The sequence below is a fragment of the Burkholderia sp. LMG 13014 genome (assembly GCF_905232215.1).
GTDB lineage: Bacteria > Pseudomonadota > Gammaproteobacteria > Burkholderiales > Burkholderiaceae > Burkholderia.
The window spans coordinates 1-9,676 of sequence record NZ_CAJNKE010000206.1; the positions used below are offsets into that span (position 1 = coordinate 1).

Sequence of the window (9,676 nt, forward strand, 5' to 3'; positions counted from 1 at the left end):
CTCGGAGCGGCTTTCGTGCTTGCCGTCCGCGAAGATTGAGGGGGCAACGCGGCGAATCTGATCATCCGACAGCGGCGAATCCGCGCGCAGCATCGGGGCGCTGTAGTGGAATGAGGAAGCGAGTTGCATGATGTTCTCCCGTCAAGGTTGAGGACCTGAACCGGGCGAGAAGGCGTGCTTTGCCGTTGCGGCTGGCCACCTTCCGGTGGAACTCGGGGTTGGCTTTGCTGCCGCCAGGCTCCCGGGTTCCCGCCCGTGCGACTGAAGGAGCCGATAGCGGGCAGGCGTCAAGGAAAAAGGCGAGGGAGGGGTGCGGGCAACACGGTCCTGCGCCCCTTGACGCCTGTCCGCGATCGGCTACGGTCGCGAGTAAAGGGCGGGGAGCTGGGAGCCGAGCGCATGCCATGCCTCGGGTTGACCGGACGGGAATGCTGCGCGGCACATGCGCCTGTGTGGCCGCACCGGCTGCGTCCGACTAGATCGATAGGGTTTACTGCATCAGCGATTGATGCGCAGCAGGGTCGAGAGGCAGGACGCGGATTAAGGCACAGTGAAAAAGTCCGCGCGTCAGGATCAGGATGGTCCGTCAGTAGGGGTAGTGAAAGAGCAGTTGCGCTCGGCACAGCATAAAAGAGTGATTCCGAGTAAAACTGCATCGGTTAACTCAGTATGGCAATATTGTTCGTCGACAGGCTTTCTCCCGCGGCCACGCTTCCTATGTATATCGATAACGTATCTATCAAAAATTTTGGCCCATTTTCCGCGGCAGGCTTTGCGTTCTCGGGACGTAGTGTCACCTTCGTAGTTGGCGGCAACGCGAGTGGGAAGACCCAGCTCTGCGGAGCCATAGTCGCCGCGATTGTAGGTCGATCCGCAATCCGCGTGCGAGAGGGAGCCACTGGCCCTTCCCACGTGACTGTCACGTTAATTGAAGATGATCTGACTGAGGTCTCAACTCTCAGTGTTTCGGCGGATTCGCGAGGACAGATCGCGGTATCGCACGCGCCATGTCCACTCGCAATGCGGATATTAACAACAATGAGTGATCCAGACGGCCCCTGTTTATTGCTCGCTGAAGAATCCATGGGGCGAAGTCTCGTGAAGGGCGATTGGGAGGTGATTGAACGGTTGCTTCCAGACAGGATCAGACAAGGCGAGCGATGGTCTAGGCTATCTAAGAACGGAACTCACCTAGGGCGCTTGGCTTCCCAAGGCGAACAGGCATTGATGTCACTTCTTTGGGAGTTCGTCGTACGAAAGAAGGCAAACTTAAGACTGCCACTTCTTGTTGACGATATTGCAATGAGGTGGGACTATGCCACACGTAATTTCGCTCTGGAAATTCTGGATGCAATCTCTGAGTTGTCGCAAGTGATCGTGTTCTCAAGCCGACAGTCTCCACTTATCGGCGGTGAGATTCTCGAGCTAGTTCGACCGAAGGAGGCAGTGACGTCACTTGCGGGATACAACGATCGTTCTTTTATGCCTCGACGTCAAACGCGTGCGAGACGACAAGGTCCGCTCTGGATAAGGGGGGGGAAATTTCCGCGCCAAGAGAACCGCAGTTGCGAACTAAAAGAAATAAAGGGGGCTAATCCGATAGCTTCGATAAAGTCACTTGTCGATCAGTACGCGGTAGCTTTCATGAACTCTGGACGCCCACAAGATGGCTCAGTGTTTTGGGGAATTCGTGACGAAGACCTATCGATCATAGGAGTGTCCCTGACAGATCGCGATTGTGACGAGCTTAGGCGTGTGGTAACTGAGAAGCTTCATCAGATCGTTCCGTCAATCGCGCCCACCGCATATCAAGTAGAACTACATCCCGTTAGCGACGGAATCAAGCCTATTGATAACCTATATCTCGTCGAAGTCAGAATCCCAGCGATGCGTCGTACCTTACTATTCGCGACTGGAAGCCAAGAGGTCTATGTTAAAACTGACGCTGGAAAGCGCAGGTTGTCCGCAGTGGAAATTCAATACGAACTGCTACGTCGAGTCGGTATCGACCCGACGTTTTAGTACGACGTTCTCCGGCTACACGAAGCACTTAGAACGGAGCGGCCTTTTCGGTAGAAAAGTGGACGCGCAAGTGGCAAGTGGGGCCGATGTACCAATGACGCTTTGTGGACGATTGTTGGCACACGCCGATGCCAGCAAAACTCCAGTGCTGTCGTCGGTAGTGCCCCGAGTAACTCGCTCCGGTCGACGAGCATACTCGCGATCAGATGCCGCACCTTGCCTTCCGCTTGCCATACGCCGTAGACAGCGGGTGCGCGCCGAGCGCTTCCTTCCGAAACTAGTCGAGCAGATCGGGCCAGAGGACCACGTTGACCTCCCCCGTTTTGTCCGCGAGTGTCATGATCAGCACCACGACACCTAACTGGAGTGTAGGTAGTCGCAAGCTATCTTTAGCCGGCGGCTAAATTGCGGCATAGCACTCGATATCTCCAAATTTGAGCAGCTTGGGTGGCCAGGGAATTAACTATTGGATGTGCTGGCGGCTTCGTGACCAATCCGCGCCGCGATCGTTTTTGGAAACTTGCGACGATAAATAGAAATTTTTTCCGACGAATGATTGAAAATCGTTTTGAATTTTAGAAGTGCATTAATGAGGAGCTCATCAACGTTTCGATAGTCACCGCTGTATCGCCCAGATTTAGAGTTAATCGTCCACCCCGTTGATGTACGTTTCAACTCTCCGGCGATCCGCGCCGGCATGAAGCCCGTTAAGCACGGGTGCCCCATCTTATCGATTTCTTCGCCGATAATTAGGCCTCCATCGTGATCGATTGCCCAGATTCGGTATGATTGCGGGTCGTCGGCTACAAGTTCGGGAATCCGCGCGCTCGGTGAACTTATGCCGGCTGCACGGCTTCCGCGCTCCATTGAGTCAGCGGTATGGGTGATGCTTGCTTGCGGAACGCGTGTCGGTGAAACACTCGTGACTCGATGGGCTGATCTTGACTTCAAGGCACGAACGTGGCGGATTCCAAAGGAACGCACGAAGTCAAGCGCGGCGATTACGATTCATCTTTCCGATTTCGTCCTTGCGCAATTTGCGGCACAGCAGATTGTGCGCGCTGGATTGTCCGAGGGCGATGTGCGTCGCGATCACGTATTTCCGTCGCAACAGGGCAAGATTCCGCACGTTACTATCCATACAACGTGCAAGGCGATCCGTGATCGGCAACGCGGGAAGGGTGCATCGACCGAGGGTCGCACGACAGCAACGGATACGCTTATTGTCTCGGGCGGCCAATGGAAACGCCATGACCTGCGCCGCACATGCGCAACGATGATGCAGTCGCTAGGTATTCCGGAAAGCGTCGTGCATCGATGTCTGAATCACGCGCGTAACGAGCCGCTTGATCGGATCTATCTGCAATTCAACTATGAGGCGCAGATGCGCGACGCGTGGCGCCGATGGGGGAACCGCCTGTCGGAATTGCTCGGCGAGGATACAGGTAACGTGCGTTTCCTGCTCAAGTCGTAAGCCACGGCTTCAATCAAATAAGATTTCCGACGCGACGGCCCACTCGTCCATACCGATCAGGCAACAATCTCTTGAAACTGGGGGCAGGTCAGCTGGACGTCGGCACCGATAATTCGAGCCATTCAGCGGGGCGCGCCGCAGTTCGAACCGTGACGCGGTTGTGCTTTGCAGGATCGGACCAAGACTCCTCTTTTCGGAGATGCGCTGTGACGACCCGGATGGATACCGCTTCGCGGGACCCGATTCATCGCGACCTGTCCGCTGCGACCGGGCGCACGAGCGGCGCGATGGACCGCATGAGCGGCATCGCGATCTTCACTCGTGCGGCAGAGGAGCTGAGCTTTGCCGAGGCGGGGCGCCAGCTCGGGATCTCCGCGTCCGCGATCGGCAAGGCTGTCGCACGGCTCGAGGCGTGCCTCGGTCTCCGATTGTTTCATCGCAGCACCCGCAGTGTGCGGCTCACGCCCGAAGGCGAACTGTTTCTGGCGCGTTGCCAGCGCATCCTCGGCGAGATCGCCGAAGCGGAGTCCGAACTGGCGGTGTCACGCGCGACACCCACGGGCCGGCTGCGCGTGAGCGTTCCGCTGGTCGGCATGCTGTTGATGCCCGTGCTGGCGGCGTTCATGCGCACGTATCCCGAGGTTCAACTCGACATCGACTTCAGCGACCGTATCGTGGATGTCATCGAGGACGGTTTCGACGTGGTGCTGCGAACCGGCGAGGTGGTCGATTCGCAACTGACCACGCGCACGCTCGGTTATTTTTCACATGTGGTCGTGGCGTCGCCGGCGTACCTGGCCACGCATGGCACGCCGGTATCTCCGGAAGACCTCGCCGCGCATGCGTACCTGCAACATCGCTTTCCGCGAACCGGACGCCTGCGGCCATGGTCGTTCATGCGCGATAGTGCGCCGTTCGAGGTCGAGCTTCCCGCCACGGCCATCGCAAGCGCGGTCGAACCGCTCATGGCATTGGCCGAGGAAGGGCTCGGCCTTGCCAGCCTGCCGGACTTCTCGGTGCGTGCACAACTCGCCAGCGGTTCGCTCGTGGCCGTGCTGCCAGACTTCACGGCAGAGCGCATTCCGCTTCGCGCGCTCTGGCCGTCGGGGCGCATGATGCCGCCGAAGGTGCGGGTCTTCGCCGATTTTCTGAGCCAGCGCCTGTTTCCCGACACGGGAGAACGCGCGACATCGCTGCCGCGCGCGATTGCGTCATGACTATCGATCGGGTGTCCGGGCAGCGCCGCCGCCACGCGCATCATGCGGATTCACCCGCTCTCGCCGGATCGTAGAACAGCGCAAAGAGTTCCGACTGCGATCCGACACCGAGCTTTGCGTAGATATGCTTCTTGTGCGCGCGCATCGTCTCGAACGAGATCGACAGTTTCTCCCCGATCGCCCGCGTGGAGAAGCCGCTCAACGACAGCATCGCCACTTCGATTTCGCGCGTCGTCAACGCGCCGCGTCCGCTCTTTCCGGTCAGCATCCCGAAGCGCGTGTGCGGGTCGGGCGCTTCATGTTCCCTTGCGCGCGGCGTTTCGTTCACGACGAACTTTTCGAAGCGCAGGCGCTGCTGCATCAACGACAGCACCCAGGGTGTGTAAAGCGTCAGCAATGCCATCTCGCGCTCGTCGTACTTGCTCGTCTTGCCGAGCGAGAAGCCCAGCGTGTGATCGCGATCGATCACGACGTTGAAATGCACTTCGTCGCCGACGATGTTCTTCTTGAAGTACCGCTGGTAGTACTCGGTCATCCGGAAGTTGTCCGGTGCGACGTCGGCGAGTGTGTAGAAGCCCGACGCCTGTGTTTCGAACGCGGCGAGATAGAACGGATCGAGCTGGTAGAGGGCGGCCAGATAGTCCTGGAACATCAGGTCGATCTTGCCGTCCGGCATCGCCTGTTCGGCGAGCACGAGCGGCGCGGCATCGCGCGCAAAGCGCAGCGCGACCCAGTTGTCGAAATCGAGATGCCGCTCGAGTACGCGTGTGAGACGCGCCCAGAAATGCGGGCCGTCGAGCGCATCGATGGCCGAGCCAATCTCCCGATGAAAAGCGAGATCTCGCCATTCGAGGTCCATCGTGTGCTCCGGTGAGGGTAACCCTGGCGGGGAATTTCAGGTCAAAAATAATAACCCGATAATCGGCCTCACTTCGGCGAGCAGCGGGCCATGCACCGCGTCGCTCGACGCGCGTCGCACGACACGTGCAACGCATACGACATGCAAACGAAAGGCGATTGGAAGGAGATGGCTTCATGCAGGTAGAACTCGCACAACTGTCGCTGGTTGACGGCGACGTCGCGCACAACACCCGCAAGGTGATCGCCACGATCGAGCGCGCCGACGTGGCGGGCGGCACGAAACTGATCGTGTTCCCCGAAACGACGCTGTCGGGCTTCCCGACACGGGATAACGTCCGGGATGTCGCCGAGACGCTCGACGGCCCGCGGCTGCAGGCGGTACGTGATGCGGCACGTCGCAAGCGCGTCGCCGTCGCGGTGGGCCTCGCGGAGCGCGACGACGGCCGGTTCTACAACACCACGGTGCTCGTCGACGAGCAGGGCGACATCGTCCTGCGCTATCGCAAGACCCATCTGTGGGCGTCGGATGTCGGCGTATTCACGTCAGGCGACCGCTTCGCGACGTGCGTGTGGAACGGTCTGACGGTAGGCGTGCTGATCTGCTACGACATCGAATTCCCTGAGACGGCGCGCGCGGTCGCTGCGCTCGACGCCGATCTGCTGATCGTCACCAACGGCAACATGGACCCATTCGGCCCTGTGCATCGCCGCGCGATCGCGGCACGCGCGATGGAGAACCAGATGTTCGCGGTGATGGTGAACCGCTGCGGGTCCGGCGACGACGACCTGACGTTCGCCGGCCTGTCCACGCTGGTCGATCCGTTTGGCGACAGCACGATCGAACTCGGCCGGGACGAAGCCGTCGCCCCGGCGAGCGTCGATCTGACGCGCCTCGAAGCGAGTCGCGAGCATTACAGCTATCTGCACGACGCACGCGTGGCGCTCGGTCTCTCGCCTGTCGAACAGGCTGCCGGGAATCGCGTGCTCACGATCGACGCGAGCGGTCACCGCGCCGAGTAGCCGAATCTGCGGTCCATCCCATGCATGGAGCAGGGCGCGACGCTCTGCACATGCCCGGTCGTCCCATTGAAATGCCGGCCGCACGGCACCAGGCATTCGCATCGCCCCAGAAGCGCCCAGGAGATAACATGCAAGCGTCGTCATCCAGTGAACCCGTACGCCTGAAGCGCACGCTCGGCCTGCCGTCCGTGCTGCTGTTCGGCCTTGCCTATATGGCGCCGCTGATCGTCTACGGTACCTACGGCGTGCTCGCCAAGGCCAGCGACGATACGGCCGCGCTCGCCTATCTGCTCGCGCTGATCGCCATCGCATTCACCGCGCTCAGCTACGGCAAGCTCGCGCGGCTCTATCCGGCCGCCGGTTCGGCCTATACGTACACGCGCAGGACGTTCAACCCGCACCTGGGCTTCATGATCGGCTGGGCAACGCTGCTCGATTATTTCTTCCTGCCGATGGTGATCTGGCTGATCGGTGCCGCCTATCTGAACGCGGCATTTCCGCACGTGCCGACCTGGATCTGGATCGTGGCGTTCATCGTGCTGACGAGCGGGTTGAACATCGTCGGCATCGAACTGGCCGCGCGCTTCAATATCGTGCTGATGGTCGTGCAACTGGCGATCGTCGCGATGTTCGTCGTGCTGTGCTGGCACTATGCGTCGGCTGCGGCGGGCCCGGGCGGCATCGCGATGGCGGAGCCGTTCTTCAAGCCGCACGTGCCGTTCGGCGCGACGATGGCAGGCGCCGCGATCGCCGCGTATTCCTACCTCGGCTTCGACGCGGTCTCGACGCTGACCGAGGAAACGATCGATCCGAAGAAGAACATGCCGCGCGCGATCCTGCTGATTGCGCTGATCGGCGGCGCGATCTTCGTGATCGCGGCGTACACGATGCAGCTCGCGCACCCCGGCGTCGCATTCAAGGATACGGATTCGGCCGCGTTCGAAGTCGCGAAGATGATCGGCGGCGACCTGTTCGTCACCGTGTTCCTCGCCGGCCTGATCCTCGCGCAGTTCGCGTCGGGCATCTCCGCGCAAGCGAGCGTCGGGCGGCTGCTGTATGCGATGGGCCGCGACGAAATCCTGCCGAAGCGCATCTTCGGGTTCATTCATCCGCGCTTTAAGACGCCCGCGATCAACATTGCACTGGCCGGCGTCGTCGGATTGATCGCGCTGAAGCTGGATGTCGCCACGTTGACGTCGTTCATCAACTTCGGCGCGTTCCTCGCCTTTACGGCCGTCAATCTGTGCGTGATTCGGCTGTATCTGTCGGGCAATCACGGTGAGCGCAGGATCGGCGTATTTGGCGGACTCGTGTTTCCCGCGATCGGCGCGGTGTCCGATATCTGGCTGCTCGTGAGCCTCGAGAAGGCGGCGCTCGTGCTCGGCGTCGTGTGGTTCGTGCTCGGGCTCGTGTATCTGTGCTGGATTACGCGGCTGTTTCGCCAGGCACCGCCGGAAGTGGCGATCTGAACCGGGCCGGCATCCGGTCCCGGTATTGGAAAAACCGGCGTGCCGGCCAGGCCGGCGAACTACTTGCGGCTGCGCGGCGCTCGCTTGGTCTTTGCCGGCGGCGGCGCGTCGTCGGCGTCATCGGCCTCCGGCGCCGCCAGCTCCTCCATGAATGCCAGCATGCGCAGGCAGAATTCGTTGCCGGCCGTGCGCTCGGCATCCGAAAAATGCGCCATCGCGGGGGCGATCGACGATTCGTTCGCCAGTTTCACGACGGCCTTGTCGACGACGTCGAGCCCTTTCCGGGTCAGGCGGACGATGAATCCACCCGCATGGCCCGGATCCGGTTGACGCTCCACCATCCCGAGGCTCGCGAGGCGGTCGATCTTCTTGGTGATGGCCCCCGACGTCACGAGCAGCGCGCGGTACAGATCGGTCGGCCGTTTCGCGTACGGGTGCCCGCTGCGGCGCAACGCGAGCAGCACCCGCATGTCCGACCCGCTGATGCCCCACATGCGTTGGCACATCTTGTCGAACGACTGTTCGACGAGCGTGCCGATCCGCATGAAGTAGATCGCCATCAGGAAATTCGACAGGTCGAGATCGCTGTGCTCGTGCTGCCACTGCAGCGTGATGAGTTCGATCAGGCTGTGGCGCGGCAGACTCGCCTTCGACCTCGATTCAGCCGGTGCCGACGGTGTTTTCGTGCCGGGTCGGCTGCGGGCGGGCTGCTTCGCGACTGCGGTGCTCATCTTTATGGCTTCCTTGGAAGGGCATGCACCCCGATCGAGCGGGGCAGGGTGCGACCGGCGTCGCTGCCGCCATTGTACGGAAGTTCCCCGGTCGCACGTTCTTCTGTATCGCTACGCGGCCAGCACGGCGGTACGCAGCATGTCAGCGACCTGCCGCTGGGCCAATGCGGCGGCATCGACCTCGCCGCGCATGCCGTAGAACGTGTGCAGCATGCCCGCATAGCGCACGCAGGCCGTCGGCACGCCCGCATCGGCGAGCTTGCGCGCATAGGCCTCGCCGTCGTCGCACAACACGTCGCACTCGGCGGTGATGACGAGGGCCGGCGGCAGGTCCGCGTGGCTGTTCGCATGGAACGGCGACAGCGTCCACGCCGATGGCGACACGCCGTGATCGAGCGCGTACTCGCGAAACGCATGCGCGACGTCGGCGCTGCGCTGCAGGAAGCCTTCCGCGTAAGGCGACTGCGACGCGTGCTGTTGCCGGGCATCCGTGGCCGGATACACGAGCGCCTGCGCGAGGAGGCGCGGCCGGGCATTCTCCCGCGCGAGTAGACACACGACGGCGGCGAGATTGCCGCCGGCCGACTCGCCGAATACCGTCAGGCGCTCGGTCGGCAGCCCGTGCTCGGGCCCGTGCTCCGCGGCCCAGCAGGTGGCCGTCCATACGTCTTCGAGCGCGGCCGGGAACGGATGCTCGGGCGCGAGCCGGTAGTCGACGTTGATCACGGCCAGACCGGAGTCGTTGGCGAGGTGCCGGCACACGGCGTCGAAGCTGTCGAGATCGCCCATCCGCCATCCGCCGCCATGAAAGGCCAGCGCCACGCCGGCGGCGCCGTCGGGATGGTAGATGCGCACCGGAATGCCGCCGCCCGGGCCCGGAAC

9 protein-coding genes are annotated in these 9,676 nt (G+C 61.6%); 5 read left to right on the forward strand and 4 right to left on the reverse strand.

Annotated elements, in window-relative coordinates:
• The first annotated feature begins 1,038 nt into the window (after nucleotides 1-1,038).
• Nucleotides 1,039-2,022 carry a helix-turn-helix domain-containing protein gene (locus JYJ84_RS19930; protein ID WP_175221402.1) on the forward strand — a complete coding sequence of 328 codons (984 nt, stop codon included), beginning with the start codon at nucleotides 1,039-1,041 and terminating at the stop codon, nucleotides 2,020-2,022.
• A 459-nt stretch (nucleotides 2,023-2,481) separates the two neighbouring features.
• Here the strand turns inward: JYJ84_RS19930 and JYJ84_RS19935 are convergent, their stop codons facing one another.
• Entirely contained in the window at nucleotides 2,482-2,889 is a 408-nt protein-coding gene (locus JYJ84_RS19935; RefSeq protein ID WP_175221401.1) for a hypothetical protein, read from the reverse strand.
• A 55-nt stretch (nucleotides 2,890-2,944) separates the two neighbouring features.
• Between JYJ84_RS19935 and JYJ84_RS19940 the strand changes: the two genes are divergently transcribed.
• Nucleotides 2,945-3,496: a tyrosine-type recombinase/integrase gene (locus JYJ84_RS19940; RefSeq protein ID WP_236027219.1), complete on the forward strand. Its 552-nt coding sequence runs from the start codon at nucleotides 2,945-2,947 to the stop codon at nucleotides 3,494-3,496.
• Between the two features lie 206 nt (nucleotides 3,497-3,702).
• Nucleotides 3,703-4,713 carry a LysR family transcriptional regulator gene (locus tag JYJ84_RS19945; RefSeq protein WP_307872135.1) on the forward strand — a complete coding sequence of 337 codons (1,011 nt, stop codon included), beginning with the start codon at nucleotides 3,703-3,705 and terminating at the stop codon, nucleotides 4,711-4,713.
• A 40-nt stretch (nucleotides 4,714-4,753) separates the two neighbouring features.
• On the opposite strand, the gene JYJ84_RS19950 is transcribed toward JYJ84_RS19945, so the two are convergent.
• Nucleotides 4,754-5,572, reverse strand: a complete 819-nt coding sequence (locus JYJ84_RS19950) for a response regulator transcription factor (protein WP_175221404.1) — start codon at nucleotides 5,570-5,572, stop codon at nucleotides 4,754-4,756.
• A gap of 176 nt (nucleotides 5,573-5,748) precedes the next feature.
• On the opposite strand from JYJ84_RS19950, the gene JYJ84_RS19955 reads away from it, so the two are divergent.
• Complete coding sequence (locus JYJ84_RS19955; protein WP_175221405.1) at nucleotides 5,749-6,594, forward strand: carbon-nitrogen hydrolase family protein; 846 nt, start codon at nucleotides 5,749-5,751, stop codon at nucleotides 6,592-6,594.
• A 128-nt stretch (nucleotides 6,595-6,722) separates the two neighbouring features.
• A complete protein-coding gene (locus JYJ84_RS19960; protein ID WP_175221406.1) occupies nucleotides 6,723-8,063 on the forward strand; it encodes an APC family permease in 1,341 nt (446 codons plus the stop codon).
• Between the two features lie 59 nt (nucleotides 8,064-8,122).
• Here the strand turns inward: JYJ84_RS19960 and JYJ84_RS19965 are convergent, their stop codons facing one another.
• Together JYJ84_RS19965 and JYJ84_RS19970 are read right to left on the reverse strand one after the other, a co-directional pair.
• Nucleotides 8,123-8,794, reverse strand: coding sequence for a MarR family winged helix-turn-helix transcriptional regulator (locus JYJ84_RS19965; RefSeq protein ID WP_236027220.1), 672 nt, complete (start codon nucleotides 8,792-8,794; stop codon nucleotides 8,123-8,125).
• A 111-nt stretch (nucleotides 8,795-8,905) separates the two neighbouring features.
• On the reverse strand, nucleotides 8,906-9,676 hold a 771-nt coding region (locus JYJ84_RS19970; RefSeq protein WP_205189397.1), incomplete at its 5' end, for an alpha/beta hydrolase.

Coding starts and splice junctions, on each gene's coding strand:
- JYJ84_RS19930 (WP_175221402.1), top strand. CDS start 1,039: ATGAGTGATCCAGACGGCCCCTGTTTATTGCTCGCTGAAGAATCCATG.
- JYJ84_RS19965 (WP_236027220.1), bottom strand. CDS start 8,794: ATGAGCACCGCAGTCGCGAAGCAGCCCGCCCGCAGCCGACCCGGCACG.
- JYJ84_RS19955 (WP_175221405.1), top strand. CDS start 5,749: ATGCAGGTAGAACTCGCACAACTGTCGCTGGTTGACGGCGACGTCGCG.
- JYJ84_RS19960 (WP_175221406.1), top strand. CDS start 6,723: ATGCAAGCGTCGTCATCCAGTGAACCCGTACGCCTGAAGCGCACGCTC.
- JYJ84_RS19950 (WP_175221404.1), bottom strand. CDS start 5,572: ATGGACCTCGAATGGCGAGATCTCGCTTTTCATCGGGAGATTGGCTCG.
- JYJ84_RS19935 (WP_175221401.1), bottom strand. CDS start 2,889: ATGGAGCGCGGAAGCCGTGCAGCCGGCATAAGTTCACCGAGCGCGCGG.